The organism is Carnobacterium sp. GW821-FHT04C06, assembly GCF_059420345.1.
This window is the reverse complement of record NZ_JBWKTN010000002.1, coordinates 238,533-257,878: the sequence shown is the minus strand read 5'-3', so window position 1 is coordinate 257,878 and position 19,346 is coordinate 238,533. Positions and strand designations below refer to the sequence as shown.

General features: G+C 34.9%; 21 protein-coding genes. 7 read left to right on the top strand and 14 right to left on the bottom strand.

Annotated features, from left to right (window positions below; translation table 11 throughout):
- Positions 1-51 precede the first annotated feature (51 nt).
- Together AC07SW_RS04555 and AC07SW_RS04550 are read left to right on the top strand one after the other, a co-directional pair.
- Entirely contained in the window at positions 52-219 is a 168-nt protein-coding gene (locus AC07SW_RS04555; RefSeq protein ID WP_156099054.1) for a hypothetical protein, read from the top strand.
- A gap of 43 nt (positions 220-262) precedes the next feature.
- A complete protein-coding gene (locus AC07SW_RS04550) occupies positions 263-457 on the top strand; it encodes a hypothetical protein (protein WP_034571180.1) in 195 nt (64 codons plus the stop codon).
- A gap of 144 nt (positions 458-601) precedes the next feature.
- On the opposite strand, the gene AC07SW_RS04545 is transcribed toward AC07SW_RS04550, so the two are convergent.
- Positions 602-1,462: a VOC family protein gene (locus tag AC07SW_RS04545; protein ID WP_463685180.1), complete on the bottom strand. Its 861-nt coding sequence runs from the start codon at positions 1,460-1,462 to the stop codon at positions 602-604.
- Positions 1,463-1,647: 185 nt separating this feature from the next.
- Between AC07SW_RS04545 and AC07SW_RS04540 the strand changes: the two genes are divergently transcribed.
- Positions 1,648-1,833, top strand: a complete 186-nt coding sequence (locus AC07SW_RS04540) for a hypothetical protein (protein ID WP_119907690.1) — start codon at positions 1,648-1,650, stop codon at positions 1,831-1,833.
- A 37-nt stretch (positions 1,834-1,870) separates the two neighbouring features.
- Here the strand turns inward: AC07SW_RS04540 and AC07SW_RS04535 are convergent, their stop codons facing one another.
- The 7 genes from AC07SW_RS04535 to AC07SW_RS04505 all read right to left on the bottom strand — a co-directional run bounded on the left by AC07SW_RS04535 (position 1,871) and on the right by AC07SW_RS04505 (position 10,824).
- Positions 1,871-3,055 carry a GNAT family N-acetyltransferase gene (locus tag AC07SW_RS04535; RefSeq protein ID WP_463685178.1) on the bottom strand — a complete coding sequence of 395 codons (1,185 nt, stop codon included), beginning with the start codon at positions 3,053-3,055 and terminating at the stop codon, positions 1,871-1,873.
- 143 nt (positions 3,056-3,198) lie between these two features.
- Complete coding sequence (locus AC07SW_RS04530) at positions 3,199-5,094, bottom strand: ABC transporter ATP-binding protein (protein WP_135022559.1); 1,896 nt, start codon at positions 5,092-5,094, stop codon at positions 3,199-3,201.
- Positions 5,094-6,815: an ABC transporter ATP-binding protein gene (locus AC07SW_RS04525; RefSeq protein WP_034571194.1), complete on the bottom strand. Its 1,722-nt coding sequence runs from the start codon at positions 6,813-6,815 to the stop codon at positions 5,094-5,096. The genes AC07SW_RS04530 and AC07SW_RS04525 overlap by 1 nt, the downstream gene beginning before the upstream one ends.
- 81 nt (positions 6,816-6,896) lie before the next feature.
- On the bottom strand, positions 6,897-7,523 hold the full coding sequence (locus AC07SW_RS04520; protein WP_034571197.1) for a TetR/AcrR family transcriptional regulator: 627 nt from the start codon (positions 7,521-7,523) through the stop codon (positions 6,897-6,899).
- A 379-nt stretch (positions 7,524-7,902) separates the two neighbouring features.
- On the bottom strand, positions 7,903-8,442 hold the full coding sequence (locus tag AC07SW_RS04515; RefSeq protein WP_135022558.1) for a WxL domain-containing protein: 540 nt from the start codon (positions 8,440-8,442) through the stop codon (positions 7,903-7,905).
- A gap of 16 nt (positions 8,443-8,458) precedes the next feature.
- Positions 8,459-9,805, bottom strand: a complete 1,347-nt coding sequence (locus tag AC07SW_RS04510) for a hypothetical protein (RefSeq protein WP_494632339.1) — start codon at positions 9,803-9,805, stop codon at positions 8,459-8,461.
- Complete coding sequence (locus AC07SW_RS04505; protein ID WP_463685176.1) at positions 9,802-10,824, bottom strand: WxLIP family cell surface protein; 1,023 nt, start codon at positions 10,822-10,824, stop codon at positions 9,802-9,804. Before AC07SW_RS04505 ends, AC07SW_RS04510 begins: the two co-directional genes overlap by 4 nt.
- 306 nt (positions 10,825-11,130) lie before the next feature.
- Between AC07SW_RS04505 and AC07SW_RS04500 the strand changes: the two genes are divergently transcribed.
- Positions 11,131-11,751, top strand: a complete 621-nt coding sequence (locus AC07SW_RS04500) for an FMN-dependent NADH-azoreductase (RefSeq protein WP_119907682.1) — start codon at positions 11,131-11,133, stop codon at positions 11,749-11,751.
- A gap of 50 nt (positions 11,752-11,801) precedes the next feature.
- Here AC07SW_RS04500 and arcD read toward each other — a convergent pair whose 3' ends face one another.
- The 4 genes from arcD to ald form a co-directional block, all read right to left on the bottom strand.
- Positions 11,802-13,256 (bottom strand): arginine-ornithine antiporter, encoded by a 1,455-nt coding sequence (gene arcD, locus AC07SW_RS04495; RefSeq protein ID WP_463685174.1) that lies wholly within the window; start codon positions 13,254-13,256, stop codon positions 11,802-11,804.
- Positions 13,257-13,388: 132 nt separating this feature from the next.
- On the bottom strand, positions 13,389-14,318 hold the full coding sequence (locus AC07SW_RS04490) for a YihY/virulence factor BrkB family protein (RefSeq protein ID WP_240308981.1): 930 nt from the start codon (positions 14,316-14,318) through the stop codon (positions 13,389-13,391).
- A gap of 118 nt (positions 14,319-14,436) precedes the next feature.
- Entirely contained in the window at positions 14,437-14,664 is a 228-nt protein-coding gene (locus tag AC07SW_RS04485) for a DUF2969 family protein (protein ID WP_034571206.1), read from the bottom strand.
- Between the two features lie 126 nt (positions 14,665-14,790).
- Positions 14,791-15,906, bottom strand: coding sequence for an alanine dehydrogenase (gene ald / locus AC07SW_RS04480; RefSeq protein ID WP_463685172.1), 1,116 nt, complete (start codon positions 15,904-15,906; stop codon positions 14,791-14,793).
- Positions 15,907-16,151: 245 nt separating this feature from the next.
- On the opposite strand from ald, the gene AC07SW_RS04475 reads away from it, so the two are divergent.
- The gene (locus AC07SW_RS04475; protein ID WP_051915670.1) at positions 16,152-16,517 is read left to right on the top strand and encodes a YxeA family protein; all 366 of its coding nucleotides are present in this window, start codon (positions 16,152-16,154) and stop codon (positions 16,515-16,517) included.
- A 35-nt stretch (positions 16,518-16,552) separates the two neighbouring features.
- On the opposite strand, the gene AC07SW_RS04470 is transcribed toward AC07SW_RS04475, so the two are convergent.
- Positions 16,553-16,810: a YwbE family protein gene (locus tag AC07SW_RS04470; protein ID WP_311780019.1), complete on the bottom strand. Its 258-nt coding sequence runs from the start codon at positions 16,808-16,810 to the stop codon at positions 16,553-16,555.
- Between the two features lie 58 nt (positions 16,811-16,868).
- Between AC07SW_RS04470 and AC07SW_RS04465 the strand changes: the two genes are divergently transcribed.
- Together AC07SW_RS04465 and AC07SW_RS04460 are read left to right on the top strand one after the other, a co-directional pair.
- Entirely contained in the window at positions 16,869-17,780 is a 912-nt protein-coding gene (locus AC07SW_RS04465; RefSeq protein WP_135022552.1) for an AEC family transporter, read from the top strand.
- A gap of 85 nt (positions 17,781-17,865) precedes the next feature.
- On the top strand, positions 17,866-18,366 hold the full coding sequence (locus AC07SW_RS04460; RefSeq protein ID WP_311908151.1) for a GNAT family N-acetyltransferase: 501 nt from the start codon (positions 17,866-17,868) through the stop codon (positions 18,364-18,366).
- A gap of 50 nt (positions 18,367-18,416) precedes the next feature.
- Here AC07SW_RS04460 and AC07SW_RS04455 read toward each other — a convergent pair whose 3' ends face one another.
- On the bottom strand, positions 18,417-19,334 hold the full coding sequence (locus tag AC07SW_RS04455) for an aldo/keto reductase (protein WP_034571213.1): 918 nt from the start codon (positions 19,332-19,334) through the stop codon (positions 18,417-18,419).
- Positions 19,335-19,346: the final 12 nt, after the last annotated feature.

The window sequence follows — 19,346 nt, the reverse complement described above, 5'->3', positions numbered from 1 at the left end:
TTTTGACAATTCTCTTCTATACTTGACTTAATTCAAGAAAGGAGCAATTTTATGAAATCAAAAAAATTAAAAATGATCATTACTTGTTTAACAATGGCTTTTATCTCTTTAGGGTTAATGACTGGCTGTGGAAAAAAAGAGAACGATAAAAAGGAACTAACACCAACGGCTACTTCAGAAATTAATGGTAAAAAGGTACAATTAGCGCCTATGAAATAATTATATTCTAGAATACCAATAACTGATGAAAGGAATTATTTTTATGAAATCAAAAAAATTAAAACTAATCGTTGTTGCACTCGCGTCTTTATTTGTTTCAACAAGCTTTTTAGCAGGTTGTGGTAAGAAAGAGGCAGATGAACAGACTAAAACGACTGTAAAAGAAATAGATGGAAAAAAAGTCAAAGTTACTGAACAAGGTAATGGTACTGCAAAAATAGAAATGCCTGATAAATAATTGGATTAAATAGGATTGCTGTTGTCTGTAAAAACAAATGAACCGATTGAATGTTATTTAGCGTCAATCGGTTCATTCATTTTTTTATGACTAAAAAGAGTACCTCAATTCATTAAAAATCAACTTTGAGGTACTTGCTATTAGTTATTTTTCAACTTTCACTAAAAGATGAATTCCATTTGGATCAGTCACAGCAAGTGTCGTATCATTTTCTCTCCACTCAAAAGGATACTCTGCGTCATTCAATCGCAACGCGATTGCTTGGGTATCTTCTGCTGATGGTATCTCGATGGTAAAATAATTTAATCCTCGCATATCTTCTGGCAATGGTGGTAAATGACGACCTGACCAGATGTTGGTTCCTATATGGTGATGATAGTCCCCAGCGGCAATAAATTTAGCAGAATTTTGTAATGTTGATTTTAAAGACATTCCAATTAATTCTACATAAAAATCTTCTGTTTTCGCTAAATCTGCTACAGTCAAATGAACATGACCAACCGTCGTTCCAGATGGCATCCCCCTAAAACTTCCTGTTGCTTCTCCTAAAACACCTTCTGCATCCATTTCAATCGTGATGCCCTCAATACGACCATCTGATTCAATCGTCCAAACTTCTTTTGGTTTATCGCGATAAATTTCAATCCCATTCCCTTCAGGATCCGTTAAATAAATTGCTTCGCTATATCCATGATCACTTGCACCTGCTAATGGATAGTTAACCTTTAATAGATGGTATAAGCTATCCCCTAGATCTTTTCGTTCTGGAAGTAAAAAGGCAATGTGGTATAAGCCGGTTGTTGATTGACTTTTCTTTTGCGGGGTTACTTTTTGAAGCCTTAATAAAATTTTTTCATCCTCTTGATTGCCAAGTTGTATTTCTGTTTCTGTTTGCTTTTTTACATCTAATCCAATTATTTCTTGGTAGAATTCGCTCATTAATGGCAAGTTCTCAACTTTTAAGGCCACCATTCCAATATGGGCTGCTGGGTGAATGTTTGTCATAGTCTATCATCCTTTCCAATCTCACTTTACTAGTTAAATCTATTTAACCATACTTTTTTAATTACTTCAAGTAACAAACTTCTTTTTTGTAAGTTTTATGTTCAATTCATATCTTTTGCATATTTTAACCATTAAAGGTAGGATGAGATTAGAAGTAACTAGAGAAATTTGAGGAGGAATTTAAGATGTCAAATACAACTAAAGAACAAGTCAACCATTATCTAGTCGAAGCAAAAAAAGAAGTCGATCGATTAACAACACACCGCACAGAAAATTTGGCAGACGCCATTAACTACATCGAAAATGAACTGAAAATCGAAACCTTAAAAGGTGAAATCTCAGCCTATGAAAAAGTATTAAATCTTCTATAGTAAAAAAGCATTGCGAAAATTTCGCAATGCTTTTTATTTAAAAATAATCGGCTAAAACTGGAGTTCCAGTCTTCAATAGATCGGCTAATTGTTCAAGTTCAGTTGTATTTCCAGAAATACGCTCATAAAACGCTAAATGATGAATGGGTTGATAGTTCATAAAAATTTGCGTCCACGTTTGAATATCTGCAGATAAAACACATTCTAATTCAGTCTTTGATGGATTTTCAAGCAAGGATACCTTTGTTTTATTTTCGCTCACTTGAAGTTTCCAAACACCCTCGTTCCAAGCTGCTGATTCATCCTTCACTTTTAAATAACAAGTACCTGTTTGCCCTTTTTTAAAATCATAGTTTTTCAAGAAAGGTTCGATATCCACAATTCGTGCCATCATAAAAGGAACAATTTCTTGTTTAATACGTGGGTTGCTTAATAAATATGCTTCATTATTATCTGTTCCAGTAAAATAAACAAATTCATTAAAGCTCGCACTATGAGAAGATATAAATTGCCATAAACGATCATAAGCCGTTTTTGTTAAATAAATCAATTCATGAATTGTAAAGGTCATACCCGTACCTTCATAGATGACGTAACCCGTTGCTGTTCCTTCTTCATTATAATAAATGCCAATTTTACGTTGGCTATGCTTTAACATCAAGTAGTCCCACCACCAGTCGCTCCGTTTTAAAGGCCCTACTGCGGTTTTATTTTTTTCTTCATAAAGAGCTTTTAAAGTTTCTAGAGCATCTCCCCATTGAAGGCGCTTTAACGTGCCCTCTGTTCCTTTAGTAAAGGGGAGTTCACTCACTTCAAAAGTTAATTTCAAACGATCGAAAACTTGCTCAAAACCATATTTACGGTAAAAACCATAGGAAAAAGGCGCTAAATAAGATAAACTCATGCCAGCTGCTCTCATTTTTTCAAGAGATAGCCTCATTAGTTTTGCAACATCCCCGCCACCTCGATACTCAGGGTAGCTGGCTACATAACCAATTCCACCCATTTGGTAAACACTACCATGCAGATGAACGTTAAAAGGCGTTACCATGACCTGACTCGTTAAAACATCTCCTTGAAAAGCACCTAAAGAAATTGACTCTTCACACAATCGTTCAAAAACAGCTCTTCTTTTTTCAGTCACTTCCTGATTAAATGCATACGCTGCCAATTCCATCATTTGGTCACGATCTTTTGCTGTTACAACTTGATAATCTGACATGCTCCCACTCCCTCTACTTACATTTACTAGTTCATTTTACCATAATAAAAAAAAGTTGCATCCTTTTTTAATCGCTAGCTAAGGAACAAAAAAAGCTTGTTAAGCTAAGAGAATTCTTAGTTTAACAAGCTTCTATTTCTTTATTATACAGCGGCTTTTTCTGAAAACTGGCTATTATATAAATCAGCATAAAAACCATCTTTCGCCATTAATTCATCATGAGTCCCTGTTTCAATAACAGAGCCATGGTTCATTACAATAATATTATCCGCATCTCGAATCGTTGATAAGCGATGAGCAACAACAAAACTTGTTCTGCCTTTTAATAATTTACGCATGGCTTTTTGAATCAAGACTTCTGTACGAGTATCCACACTTGATGTTGCTTCATCAAGAATTAAAACTTCTGGATCTGCAAGGAAGGCTCTAGCAATCGTAATTAATTGACGTTGTCCTTGTGAAATATTGCTAGCGTCTTCATTTAAAATAGTCTCATATCCATGTGGTAATTTACGCACAAAGTCATCGACATGAGCCGCTTTGGCAGCTTCAATAATATGATCATCTGCTTCGTTTCGTTCATTCCCATATTTAATGTTGTCATAGATACTTCCATTAAATAACCACGTATCTTGCAGTACCATTGCGAAATGACTACGCAATTCTTCACGAGTCATATCTCTTGTGTCGGTACCATCTAACTTAATGCTTCCACCTTTAACGTCATAGAAACGCTCTAGCAGATTGATTAGAGTTGATTTACCAGCACCAGTTGGGCCTACAATCGCCACCATTTGGCCTTCTTTAACATCTAAGTTAAAATCAGTCATCAGCAAGTTTTCTTTGCCTTCACCATAGCCAAATTGAACATGGTCAAAACTGATTTTATAAGGCGAATTTGGAATTGGTGCAATGCCAGATGGCGTATTGTCCATATCCATTTCATCTAGAACTTCAAAAACCCGTTCCGCTGACGCGACTGTTGATTGAATTGTATTCATTAAGTTTGCGATTTGAGTAATCGGTTGTGAAAATTGGTTGGTGTATTGTAAGAATGCTTGCACATCCCCTAATGTCATATTTCCATTAGCAACTTTTACTCCACCAAGAACAGCTACAAAAACATAGCCTAAGTTTTTAACAAAGTTCATCAGTGGGAAAATCAATCCAGAAATGAATTGCGCTTTCCATGAAGCCGCAAATAATTTTTCATTTTGCTCTTCAAATGTTTCAATCGCTTCACCCTCTTGGTTAAAGCCTTTAACAACTACATGTCCGCTATAGGTTTCTTCCACTTGATTGTTTAAAAGACCTAAACTTTTTTGTTGGCTAGCAAAGAATTTTTGTGATTTAGGTGCTACGATTCCAACAACAATCAAGCTTAGTGGTACAGTTGCCAAAGCAACTAAAGTTAACTGCCAGCTGATTGTGAACATCATATACATAACCCCAAAGAACAACACAATACTTGTAACTAATTGTGTTAAACTTTGTTGCAAGGTGTTCGAAATATTATCCATATCATTAACTGCACGTGACATCACGTCTCCGTTTGAATGGGTATCATAATATTCCATTGGCACAGTATTCATTTTAGTTTTTAAATCACGTCTTAATTCAAATACTGTTCTTTGAGAAACACGCGTCATAATAAATTGTTGTAAGAAACTAAAGACAGCCGAAGCAATATAAAGTCCACCAACAATTAAAAGAATGGTAGCAATTTTATCAAAGTCAATTGGAAATTTATCAACTGCGATACCAGCTTGTTTCATTTTGAAACCTTTCATCACACCTTTAAAGATTTCCGTTGTTGCTTCCCCTAAAATTTTAGGCGTTCTAATTTGAAAAATAGTTGAGGTAATGGCTAAAACGAAAACAGCAATAATCGCAATTGAACGTTTTGACATATAACCTAATAAACGTTTCACAGTTGGCCAAAAGTTTTTAGCCTTTTCAGCTGGCATACGCGCACCAGGTCCGCCGCCCATTGGTCCTTTTCCAGCAGCTGGTTTTGAATGATTCGCTTTTTCGCTCATTAGATTTCCTCCTCTCTAAGTTGAGAACTAATAATTTCTTGGTACGTTGCATTGGTTTCTTTCAATTCCTCATGCGTTCCCATTCCAACGAGTTCTCCTTCGTCTAAGACTAAAATTAAATCAGCATCCACTACCGTACTAATGCGTTGCGCTACGATAACAACAACTGCTTCTTTTGTTTCTGGTTTCAACGCTTTTCTAAGTGCTGCATCAGTTTTAAAGTCAAGCGCTGAGAATGAATCATCAAAGACAAAAATATCGGCTTTCTTAATTAATGCTCTTGCAATACACAAACGTTGTTTTTGTCCACCAGAGAAATTGCCTCCGCCTTGTTCAACATAGGAATCCAGTCCATCAGGTAATTCTTCAACAAATTCTTTAGATTGTGCAATTTCAAGTGCATGCCAAATCTCTTCATCGGTTGCATCTTTTTTCCCATATTGAATATTTTCACGAATGGTTCCTGTAAAGAGCATCGCTTTTTGTGGAACAAATCCTACAGCATCTCTTAATTCATGTTGGCTCATTTGACGAATGTCGATTCCATTAATCTCAATGGAACCTGATTCAACATCATAAAAACGAGGAATTAAATTGGATAAAGAGGATTTACCAGACCCCGTACCACCAATAATGGCAACCGTTTGTCCGTTACGTCCGTGGAAATCAATATCTTTTAATGCTAGTCGTTCTGCGCCTTCATAGCGGAAATCAACATGATTAAAGTCTAACGTACCACGGTTTTCAGCTGGCATTTTCGTGATTACTTTTGGATCATTAATTTTACTTTCCATATTTAATACTTCATTGATCCGAACAGCAGATGCTTGTCCTCTTGGAATAAAGACGAAAACCATCGACAACATCATAAAGCTCATTAAAATTTGCATTGCGTAAGTCATAAAGGCAATCAAGTTCCCAACTTCTAATGTACCATCAGCTATATAGTGTCCACCATACCAAATAATGGCAATATTTGTTGCACTCATAACAAAAGTCATAACAGGTAACATAAAGCTCATAATAGTATTTACTTTAATAGAAGTATCGGTGAAATCTTTATTCGCTTCATCAAAACGAACAGCTTCAGATTTACTGCGATTAAATGCACGAATAACACGAATCCCAGTTAAACCTTCACGGAAAACAAGATTTAATTTATCCGTTTTCTTTTGCATTGATTTAAAGAGTGGAACAGCAAAATACATAATTACACCCATAAAAACAGCTAGAATAGGCAAAACATATAGGAAAATTTTTGTTAATTCGCCATCTTTGCTATAGGCTAAGAAACTTGCGCCAATCAACATAATTGGTGCCATAATCATCATTCTTAAAAACATCATGACAACGTTTTGAACTTGAACAACGTCATTGGTTGTCCGCGTAATTAGAGAAGAAGTTCCCATTTCATCAAATTCATCATTGGTAAAATTCGTTACTTTTTTATAAACCTCACTACGTAAGGTTTTCCCTAATTTTTGTGATTGACGAGCTGCCAGAAAAACATTTCCAGTTGCTGCAGCAATACTGATTAAAGAAAAGCCTAACATTTTAAGTCCGACAGACCAAATGTAATCAACGTCTCCTTTGGCAACCCCATTATTAATAATATCTGAAGTTAAGGTTGGCAAATATAGATCACTAACCACCTGGACGATCATAAACAGAATCGCTCCTGCTACAGCCCAGAAAGACATTCTTTTTGCTAATTTCAACATAAACTAATCATCCCTTTCTTTCTGTTGGTCGTTACATTGAACGATTTTTTATCTAATAAGTAAAGGCTATCCCTTACCTCATTATTCTTTAACAGCTACCCCGTATCTTACCCAGCTTAGTTTTTTATCAAAAACCTCAAGCATTTTTTCTTTTGGCCAATCTTTAACAAATCCTTCGCCAATTGTTTGAAATAGGAAGCTCATAATTAATTTTACAAGCAGATGAACATCTTCATCGCCAATCTTTAAGAGATCCGTATCAACATAATCTTCAAAGAAATGACCATTCTTTTTAGCATGTTCACATTTTTGTTGCTGCATCGTTTCTGGTGAAACTTTTCTACTTGACCGATAATCCATGTGAACAAATAAATGTCTAAAAAACTCTGAATGTTGCTCTTCCGTAATCATTGTTAAAATCATTGGGAAAAAAGCATCAAAAGCGACAAATAAATCCCCATCTGCTTTTTTAAAACAATCTTCTAAAATTTTCTTTGTATCATGTCGAAGCGTTTGAAAGAAATAATAATACAAATCTTCCTTATCTTCAAAATATTGATAAAAGCTCCCTCGTGAAATTTCAGCAAGTTTAATAATATTATTAATAGAAGCATCTTTTAATGGTACTCTTGAAAACTCAGTTGCCGCGGCATCTAATAAACGTTGCTGTTTATCTTTTGGAAGATTAAAAAAAGTTTGAGTAGGCATATCGTTGACTCCTTTCATAGAGAGTTTGGTTAATCTAATCAAGCATTAATGACACGTCGTCATATGACACTTTGTCATTATAGATGACAACCTGTCATTTTGCAAGTAATTTTTACTGGTTTTTGTCTTATTTTAATGAATGCGTTCTCAAAAATAATTTTGAGTTATTTAAATTATTTTGCTCTTTCATCATAGAGCTAATTCTTAAAAAAAAAGAAACCTTGTTCAAATTGGTTGATTTTCCCAATTTAAACAAGGTTCGCTGCTTTTCAAAAATGACTCTACTTATAATGCTATGCTATATTAGAACTCTTCTACTTATTATTTCATCTACTATTTATTGTCCTTTTTCCTCGAACAATTACTTTGATGCTCTTTATTACTCGTTAGGAGTTGCGGTCAAATTCCAAGTTAAAATCGTTTGATAACTTCCTGCTTTCGCAGATTTTGCTGCAATCAATTCATTTCCAACTGTCACATCATAATCCGTAGCTGTTCCTTTTAATTTTTCTTGTTCGCCTATAACTACTTGATGAAGTTCATTTGTGACTTCAAACTCAGGTGCTAAGGTGACTTGACTATCACTTGAGGCTGTTGGATTAAGTTTTAAATTTAAGCCTTTATTATCAAAAGCACTGTCGCTTTTCACAGTTAATTCAAATCCTTCGTTATTTGATCCACGATAATCACTAAACGTAACTGAAATTGAATCACCTGTTTTAATCTGATCTTTACCATTTAACTCAATATTTCCAAAATTCATCTCTTCTATGCCATTTATACTTAATGGACCACCTAAAATAGATACATTCGCTTGACTATTAATGGTTTCGACGGCTTGCACGTTCAATGCAAATCCTCCCAAGGTTGTCCCACCTAAAATACTTAATCCTACTAGTGTTAAAATTGTTTTTCTCATTTTTTTTTCTCCTTTTTTATGGTCCTTCAACAATATTCCAAGTAATCATTGTTTGATAATTTTTTTCTAAACTCAACTGATTATTTTTGGGTATTCTTAAAAGAAAGCCTTTGTTTTCTGGCCAATTAATGGCTGTATTTTCTTTAAACTCTTGATTTTTATATATGGGCGTTTCTTCAATTAAACTGGGCTCTGTCCCATTTTCATCAATAAAAACCATATATTGTTCTAAACCTGATTCAGACGACTCTGCTTTAGCAGTTAATGTCCATTGTTCTTCTACTAGACTCGTTAAATTTCGTGAATCTTCAACTACAATTGTCCAATTATTTTCTTTTCGTTGAACAACGGTTTCGGCTGTTTGAATATGATAATCTTTAAATTCTAACAGCTTTGGTGCTTGAATTTTTATTTCTCCTTTCTCTTTAATAGTAAAGGAGATTGCAACGTCAACCCTATGCTTGTAATCTCCCAAAGTATCTGTCACCCTTATCCTCCCTATTTGCTCCCCTAGTAATAATGTATCTGGTTTTATAAGCCATTCATACGTTAGGCTCCCTCCATTCATTTTTTGTGATACCTCCACTAATTCAGCTATCGAATTTTCTGGAAACGAACTCTCTTGTTCTAATATATTTGTTGGTTTTTTGGAAATTGCAATTAAACCCGGAGCCTCTTCCAACTCTATATTTGAAAGCTTAGCTAAAGAAGCAATCGTTCCAAATCGATCTTCTACTTGAACCCAGATGCCTAATGCCTTTTTTGAAGTTCGATAAGAATATTTTGCTGAGTATGAATAGGTAAGTCCTTTTCCACTTTCTAAAATGGTTTCTTTATTTTTTAATCTTGTCAAACTAGCTATTTTAGTTGCTAGATTGAACTTAAAGCTAACTGTCCCATCATCAGAAATTTTATTAATATCCTGATTGACTGTAGTCGTTCCTGTATATTTTAGGTTAGAAGCCGATCCCATCATATCCGTTCCCGAATGTTCCATACTCGTTGAAACTGACCAAGAAATAGTATCTCCAGCTTGATAGCCTAATTTTTTTTTGGCGTACGCATTATTCATTGCATTTTCAATCAACCCTTTGCTATTTTTTATTGCAACTTCGTTTGCATTTACTTCATCGTAAACATCACGAGTAGTAAAATCTGGCTCATGTTGAGGAATCAGTTGCTCAACTGTTTCTTGATTTAATTCATCGGCTTCAGCACTTTCTTCATTCAAATTGTCTTCAACTAACTCGTGTCCTAATTCTTGATTATTTATCATTTCTGTTGTGACAGCAGTCACCCTAGACTCACCTAAACTAATAACCATCAATAGAATCACAAAGCAGATCAGACTATATTTTTTCAAGTCCTTTTCCTCCTCTCTTTTTTTAGAGTTTTTTCTTCTCTTTTATTCAAATACTGGCCTACTCCTATCATCAGAATAATCAGGACTACTATTCCTAGTAAAAGATATCCCCACTTAGATTTTTTTTCTGTATCGATTGTTTTAGAATTTAATTGCTGTTCGCTTTCTTTTTTAATGGTAAAATCCTTTGTAAAATGCCATTGATTTTCTTTCGAAGATGCAACAATACTCACTGTATACTCACCTGCCTTAAAACCTTCATTAGTAGGAATAGGATAGGCTAACGTTGAATTTGGAGCCATTTTTAATTTTTCTTTTTTTTCATGATAAAGTACTTCTGTATGTCCTTTTTTTGTAACGGTTGCATCTATTTTTAATTCACTGATGATTGTCGGTCTACTATTATGCAATGTTGCCTCAACTATATTATGATAATTAATTTGTCCTAGCTCCACACTATCAAGCTGTAATTCTGGTTCAATAGAATGATGAGATTGTCTGATTACTGCTGCAATAGTATGAGTGTAGACGTGTAAAATCGACTGTTCGCTTTTCTTTTGTTCAATAGGGGTTACCACAAATCCCCCTAACATAATTCCTTCAAATTCCTTTTCAGGAACTTTTAATTCAAATTCAATGTTTCTCTTTTCACCTGCTGCTAACTTTACTTTCTGTGAATCCGAAATCAATTCTTTGAAGCTATTTTTTAGCGTTGCATCTTTCGCTCCTAGTTGGTTGCTATAATCAATAACTCCATTACGATTTGTCACGGCTGTATTGGGTTCGATTTTATATTCTTTTGCATCATTTGAATTGTTTTGGATAGAAAGAATAAAGTTTTGTTTCTCACCCGGAGTAACAGTTACGTCAAAATAGCTCGAAATAGTCGGGTCTTGATTTTCTGATAAAATAGCCTTAACTGTATAATCATTCTCACTAGCTTCAGCTAACTGATTCCAACCTAGGATTAAAAATAGACTTACGCTAATTATTCCAAGTACTTTTTTTTTGATGTTCATCTTGCGCTCCACCTTTCTAAATCGATTGCGGTAATTCGTTTCAGTTGTTTTAACTACTTGACCTTAGTATAGCTAAATTTTTTTTTGAGATTCGTTCAATCTCTCCCTCATTACATGACTTTTTGAATTTCCACTCTTTTTTCACACAAACTAAACAGTAGTTAATTTTTCTCAAAGCTGTTTTAACACTATTAATATAAAAGTATTGTAATTTTCACTTACTTTTGGTAAGATTAATCTTGTAAACATGTTACAAGCATTTTTTAGCTTACTACATTCATAAAACTACGAAAGAGGTTCACAATCATGACAAAATTATTAGTCGTTCGCGCACATCCCTTAACTGGAGAAACATCACGTTCTATGCAAGTAGCAGACAAGTTTGTTGAAGCTTATGCTGCAAAAAATCATTTCGATAAAATTGAAGAGCTAAGCTTATACACTTCATTTATTCCAGAAGTTGATTTAGATATTTTAAATGCTTGGGGTGCTTTGGCAAACGGAGCAAACTTTGAAACACTTTCTCAAGAACAACAAGACAAAGTTTCTCGTTTCAACGAATTAACTCAACTATTTTTAGATGCAGATAAGGTTGTTATTGCAAATCCATTATGGAATTTAAATGTTCCAACTCGCTTAAAAGCATGGATTGATACAGTAAACGTTGCTGGAAAAACATTTAAATATACTGCTGAAGGTCCTGTTGGATTAGTAACTGACAAAAAAGTACTACACATCCAAGCAAGTGGTGGCGTTTATGAAGGAAACGACCCTGCTAGCCAATACCTTAAAATGATTTTTAACTTTATTGGAGTAACTGACTACCACCAAATCTTTGTTGAAGGAATGGATCACGATCCAGATTTAGCTCCTCAAATTATGGCAAAAGGTTTTGAACAAGCTCAAACTTTAGCTGAAACATTCTAACAAAAAAAAGCATCACCTCCGAAAACGAGGGATGCTTTTTTTCTTTTTATTTAAATAGCTATGACACCTGTAACTAAAAAGTAAAGGGCCACGACACTTCCAACAAAAATCAAACCGACTACCATTTTTTCAAAATTGGAAAAGATATTTTTTGAACGCCCCTGCTCTTTTTGAGCTTGAATATAAACAAAAATACCTGGTACAAAGAGAAGCGTTAATAATAAGTTGTATTTTAAACCAGCACTAAAGAATGCCCAAATTTGGAAAAGTGTTGCAACAACTCCAATCGCTAATTGGATAGTTCTATTTTTACTTTTCGGTTGCTGATAAGAAAATTTTACTTGGTAAAGCGTCACAAATAAATAGGTAATAATCACAACACTTGAAACCATCGAAGCCATAAACTGGTAAGCTTCATCGGTAATTAAAAAGGTAAACATAAACAATTGAATACAACCACTTGTGATTGCCAATGAATAGGTTGGCGCACCATGCTTGTTTACTTTCCCAAATAATTGTGGAAACAAGCCTTGTTTTGCTGCAATCAATCCTGTTTCGGCAGGTAAAATTGTCCATGACAGCCACACACCCAAAATTGAAATAGACAGTCCGCCACAAATAAACGCTGCGCCCCAATAACCAACAATCGCCTCTAAAACATAAGCCATCCCCGGTTCAGGTAAATGAGCTAGCTCCCCTTGCGGTAAAATGCCAAAGGAAAGAATCGTCACCAACATGTAGATGACTAAAACGCTTAAAACACCAATAATGGTCGCGCGTCCAACATCTTTTTTATATTTTGCACGGGATGACAAGATTGAAGCACCTTCAATCCCAACAAAAACAAAAATCGTAATCAGCATCGTTGACTTCACTTGATAGAAGACATCTGCCCATTCAAAACGTTGAGAAACTGTTCCCCAAAAATCATAGGTAAACGTACTTAGCTTAAAGGCAAACAAGCCACAAACAATAAAGACAAAAATCGGAACCAACTTGCAGATTGTAACAACAAAATTGATAACTGTAGCATTTTCTACTCCTTTAGTTACTAAATAATTCAAAAACCATAATAAAATACTAGCACCAATAATAGAAGGAATATTTTGTCCTCCTTTAAAAATTGGAAAAAAGAAACCCAAACTACTCATCAACATCGTTGCAAAAGCAACATTGCCTAGCCAAATCGACAACCAGTACCCCCATGCACTTGCAAAGCCCGCAAATTTCCCAAAACCATCTTCTGCATATTGAAAAATTCCGGCATCTAATTCTGGCAACGCATTTGATAAATTTTGAAAACATAAAGCTAAGGCTATAATTCCGATTCCAACAATCACCCAGCTAATCAATACCGCCCCTGGAGCTGCTCCTTGAGCCATATCTTTCATCAAATTAAAAATTCCGGCACCAATAGCAGAACCCATCACTAAGGTAATCAACGGCAACAGTCCAACTTTATGCTGGTCACTTTTTATTTCTTCTTGCTTACGAATTTTATCCACTTTAGTAATCTCCTAAATTCTTATAATCCTATCTAGTTTAGCATAGTCAAGCCATTCAAAATAGGAAATCCTTCTCACTTTGTAAGTTTATGCATTTTCCCTGTTGAATTATTCATTTTTCATTAAAAATGCCTAAGTTTTAGTTAATTTCCGACGCTGTTTTTTTGATACTTTTGCCATTTTCACTTCTCTTTTCGGCTCATTTTGAAAGTCAACGCCGTTCAGATATTGATACACCATAACATTGACAAAAGCTCCTGTTAACAAGATCATCGATACTAAATACAACCATAACATCAACACAATAAAAATACCAATCGTTCCATACCCTACTGAATTTCCACCACCAAAACGAACATATAACGAGAAAGCTTGGGATGAAACCAACCAACCAACAGTTGCAAAAACAGCTCCTGGCAATGAGTAGAGAATATTCCAGCGATTATTCGGAACCAAGAAATAAATCACTGTAAAAATAACCGTTAAAACAATCACCGTAACGCCCCACTTCAATTGAGTAAAGTCCGTTAACAAATCGAAAGGCAATGACAATTTATCTTGGATAAACCGAATGAGTTGTTCGCCAAAAACGAATAGAAAGACAATAGCTCCAAGAATCACAATCATGGCTAACGCAATTAAGAAGGACACTACTCGAACAATAATAAAATTCTTTCGTTTCTTGGTTCCGTAAACACTATTCAATACCGTTTGTAGCGAATTAAAGCCTTTCGAAGAAGACCAAATTGCCGTTATCAATCCAATTGAAATAGCGCTACTACTTGAGCTATTTAAAAACTGTAGCAAAATTGGCTTTAAGACTTTAAAAATATCAGGAGGCATCATCGATTCGATGTAAGGCAGAGTTGCATCGACATCAATCGGTAAAAATGGCACTAAATTTCCTACAACAATCAAAATAGGAAACAATGAGAGCAACACATAATACGCTAATTCAGCAGATTGAGAGGAAATATTTACCCTTGCCCAATTATTCTTTGCTAAAATAAAAATGGCGACTGCTGACTCTTTTATTTTTTCTTTCTTTTCTGTTGAAACCAATACGTCACATCCTATACAAGTCATTTTAAAAAGTTCTTATCCTTAGAATAGCATAATTGGTTTTCAAACAAAAAAATAAAGAGTGGAAAATCTAAAAATAGATTTTTCACTCTTCTTTTTAATTGTGTAAATTATACGCCATAATCAGTTCATTGATTCCAACATCAACTGATTTAACAGTTTGTTGTTTGCCATCATTTGTAATAATAATAGGATTTTGACCAACTTCTTGCTGAACAATGCCTATTACCTCTTTATTTACGACTAATTCAAGTTCTACAAAACTCTCAGTATTTTTACTCGTCTCTCTCACTTCTACGCTAATTTCTTTATTGCTTCTAGCCAAAATGATGAACTCCTTTATCAACAAATATTTTCTCTTCTTTACTATTATAAAACTTTCATGAAAAAAACGAAACCTTTATTCGCGAATTTGCATCAAATTCCAATAAAGAGTTCGTTTTTTGTCTTTTTATTCTATATAATTAATTGCCGAAACATAATTTAACCCATGAGCAAGTGCAACTGCTTCATAAGTAACTTCATGATTCATCAAATTAAGTCCACTAAAAATTGTTGGATTAGCTTTCGCTGCTTCTTTGATACCCTGATTGGCAATTTGAAGTGCATAAGGTAACGTAGCATTTGTTAGTGCCAGTGTTGATGTTCTAGCTACTGCACCAGGCATATTGGCAACGGCATAGTGAATGACACCATGTTTTAGATAAATAGGATCATCATGAGTCGTAATTTTATCTGTTGTTTCAAAAATGCCTCCTTGATCAATAGCAATATCAACTAAAACAGCGCCTTTTTTCATTTCCTTGACCATCTCTTCCGTAACTAATTTTGGTGCCTTCGCTCCCGGTATTAGAACGGCTCCAATCACAACATCCGCGTCGCGTAATTCCTGTGCAATCGTGTATCCGTTAGAAATCGCCGTATTGATTTGATTGCCAAATAAATCATCTAATTCCGCTAATCGTTTTGAACTAACATCTAAAATTGTCACAGAAGCACCCATTCCAATGCCAACTTTAGCTGCATTCGTACCGGCTTTCCCTCCACCAATAATCACAATTTTACCACGCTTAACCCCAGGAACGCCTGCAAGCAAGGTGCCATTGCCGCCATATTGACTTTCTAAAAATTGAGCGCCAATTTGCACAGACATTCTTCCTGCCACTTCACTCATTGGTGTTAACAACGGCAAGGTTCTTTCATTGTCTACCATCGTTTCATAAGCAACAGCTGTCACGCCACTTTCTTTTAATGCTAGCGTTAATTCTTTTACTGGCGCTAAATGTAAGTAAGTAAACAAAATCAAGTCTTCTCTAAAATAACGATATTCTGATACTTGTGGTTCTTTTACTTTCATAATCATATCGGCTGACCAAACGGTTTCAGCCTCTTCAATCATTTTTGCCCCTACTTTTACATATTCAGCGTTAGAAAAACCCGCTCCAACGCCTGCTTCATTTTCAACAAACACCTCGTGTCCTGCTGCAACTAAAGTCGCAACACCCGCTGGCACAATCGCCACTCTATTTTCATTGTTCTTAATCTCTTTTGGAATTCCTATTCTCATTCTTTAAGCCCCCTACTATCTAATTCTTACTATATAAATAGTATACGCCTTTTTTTAGGTCAAAAACAAGATTTTGTTCAACTTTGAGCATATCTTAATGATTTAATAACAAAAAATCAACCTTAAGACCTAGTCGTTTCTAACAGTTCTGTAAGTTTCGTCACTTTTTTGTAAGGTGATTCAATTCAAAAAAATAACAAATACTTTATACTTAAAGAGTAATAAAAAAAAGGAGAATGATTTGTATGAAAAAAGTAATTTTAAGTAGTAGTATTTTATTAATTATTTTAGCTATCGCAGCCAGTGCTTTAGCCATTATCGGATTTGGCGATCGCTTTAATCCACTAGTAAAGAGTGAGCCTGTCTATGTTTTGACTTCAACAAAGGATGCTGTCAAAGTTCCAGAAGGCGGTTATCATTATACTCAAAAAGCTTATAACCAAGATGGGGACGAATCTCCCATTAAATATTACGCAGGAGGCATTTTAAAGGAAGGCGCGTATCTTAAATTAGATGCTAAAGGGGACTATGTTCGTGAGTGGGAAGAAGTCACACAAAATGACGTTCCAAAAAAAGCTTTAGAGAAATTAAATCAGCTTAGTCCAAATTAAAAAAAGGTTGAAAAGAGAACTCTCTTTTCAACCTTTTAATTTGGATTGATTTTTTGAACACGCCCAACTTGGTCCTCTTCTACTAACATGACTTTAATGCCGTGTGGATGAGTAGGACTGTTGGTTAAAATTCTTTTAACGTGTCCTTTAGTTAATTTTCCAGTGCGTTGGTCTTTTTTTAACACAATTTCAACCGATGCACCAATTTGGATATCTTTTCTATTTTTGCCATTCATTTTTTCACCCACTTTAATTGAATTCAATTTAGTATACCATAATTTACAAGATGGCATTTTTTCTCCTTGCTCTTCTAGCCTATTCATTCCATAATAGTAGTAGAGGAGTGATTTAATGAGTTCGATTATTTTACAAGCAACGGGATTTTTATTGATTATCTCAGTTGCCTATTTATTAAAACAAGGAGGGCTATTTAAGCAAAGTGATGGCCACCTCTTATCGAAGGTAATCGTCAATCTTACCTTACCAGCTGCTATTATTTTGGGATTTAATGGTGTTCAAGTAAATTCCGTTTTCTTTTATTTAATTTTAATTGGTTTTCTTACGAATGTGGTGCTCGTGTTTTTTGGCGGTTTCATTTGGAAAAAGAAAGATCCCATCCAACAAGGCTTTATGATGTTTGGAATCTCAGGTTATAATATTGGCAACTTTACCCTTCCTTTTGTACAAGGTTTTTTTAGCGCCGCCGTTCCTTTTTTATGTATGTTCGACATGGGAAATGCCTTAATGTTATCAGGAGGTTCAACCATTTTAGTAGAAAAAATGACGGGTAAAAGTGAATCTAAATTTTCTGCACTTCAAAGCTTAAAACGGTTGTTTTCTTCTCCTCCTTTCACGGTTTACATTCTGATGTTTTTTCTTGCCATCTTTCACATTACAATTCCAAAAAACGTCTTATCCTATGTACACTTATTTGCTAGCGGAAATGCCTTCTTATCAATGTTTATGATTGGTTTGTACTTAGAAATCTCGATTCAAAAAACCGATTTAAAACTTGTCAGTAAAGTATTAGTTACTCGTTATTTACTGGCTACCGTCGTGGCTTGTTTTTTCTATTTCGTATTGCCGTTCCCATTGTTTATTCGTAAAGTGCTTGTCTTACTTGCATTTGCTCCAATTGGTAGTTTGTCTACGATTAGCTCAATCGCCTTTGGTTGTAAAGCCTCTGTTGCTGGATTTATTTCATCGGCAAGTATTATTCTTTCATTAATTATTATGACCGGAATTTTGATTGTTTTACTTTAATATTTAACTTTCTTGAAGGGAGTGAACAATGCCAGCGAAAATCACAAATACCACTACCTAAAAAAAATAAAGGATGTGTAATTAAGTGATCCCAACATTACTAAAAACTAAACGACTAACGTTAACCCCAGTTCAATTAAGCGAAGCTACGGTTCTCTTTAATGTTTGGTCGAATTCAACCGTTACCAAGTATATGAATATTGCACCATTTGAATCGCTTCAACAGGCAAAAGAGATGATTGCTTTTTTTGAAGAAAGCTTGCTAACTGAAAAAGCAGTGCGCTATGCTATTTATTACCAGAATAATTGCATTGGCAGTTGTGGTTTTAATTTCTTTGACTGGCAAGCAAAGGAAACTGAAATCGGCTATGAAATTTTACCGACTTTTTGGAATCTTGGATTAGGAACTGAAATTGTTGCTCTTCTTTGCCAGACCGCTTTTGAAAAGCTCGGATTGGAAACGGTGTTTGCTTCTATCGAAAAAGAAAATACCGCTTCAAAGAAATTAGTTGAAAAATGTGGCTTCCAATTAGCAACAGAACAACATTCAACTTTAGAGGTTTATCGTAAATCTCATACCAATTAAAATTAAAACACGCCAACAATACTAAACGATTGTTGACGTGTTTTTTTATATTAAGGCAGTTGATTGCCTGCTGCGCGATAAATTTCATACCATTCTTCACGACTTAATTGAATGTCAGAAGCTTGTGCAATTTGTTTGATTCGGTCGGTATTCATGCTCCCAACAATGGTCTGCATATTTGCTGGATGACGCAAGATCCAAGCTGTTGCAATCGTTGTATTGCTGACTTGGTAGCGGTCTGCAATTTCATCGATTTTTTGGTTAACCTCTGGGAATTTTTCATTGCCTAAAAAGACCCCTTCAAACATGCCGTATTGATACGGTGACCACGCTTGAATGGTGATTTCTTTTAAGCGTGAATATTCTAATACGCCTCCATCATGGAAAATACTTGCTGAATTTTTCATATTCGCGTTGATACCTGAGTCAATCATTCCTGTATGCATCACACCGAATTGTAATTGATTTGCGATTAGTTTTTGATCCACTGATTTTTGTAATAAGTCTACTTGTAACGGATTTTGATTGCTGACACCAAAATGACGCACTTTTCCACTTTTTTGTAAGTCGTTAAAGGCTTCTGCTACTTCTGCTGGTTCCATCAACGTATCTGGTCTATGGAGTAACAACGTGTCAACGTAATCTGTATTTAAACGTTTTAAGCTTCCTTCAACTGAAGCGATAATATGTTCCTTAGAAAAATCAAAGAATCCCTTACGAATGCCACATTTTGTTTGTAAATGAATCTCTTCTCGTTTAATCGATGTTTGTTTTAAAGCTGACGCAAAAATTTCTTCAGAAGCTCCGCCACCATAAATATCCGCATGATCAAAAAACGTCATGCCTTCACTTACAGATGTTTCAATCACCTTACTAGCCTCTTGAATTGAAAGATCCGACATTCTCATGCAGCCTAAGGCAATTTCTGAAACCATTAAGCCACTTTTTCCTAAATCTAATTGTTTCATAACGATGATTCC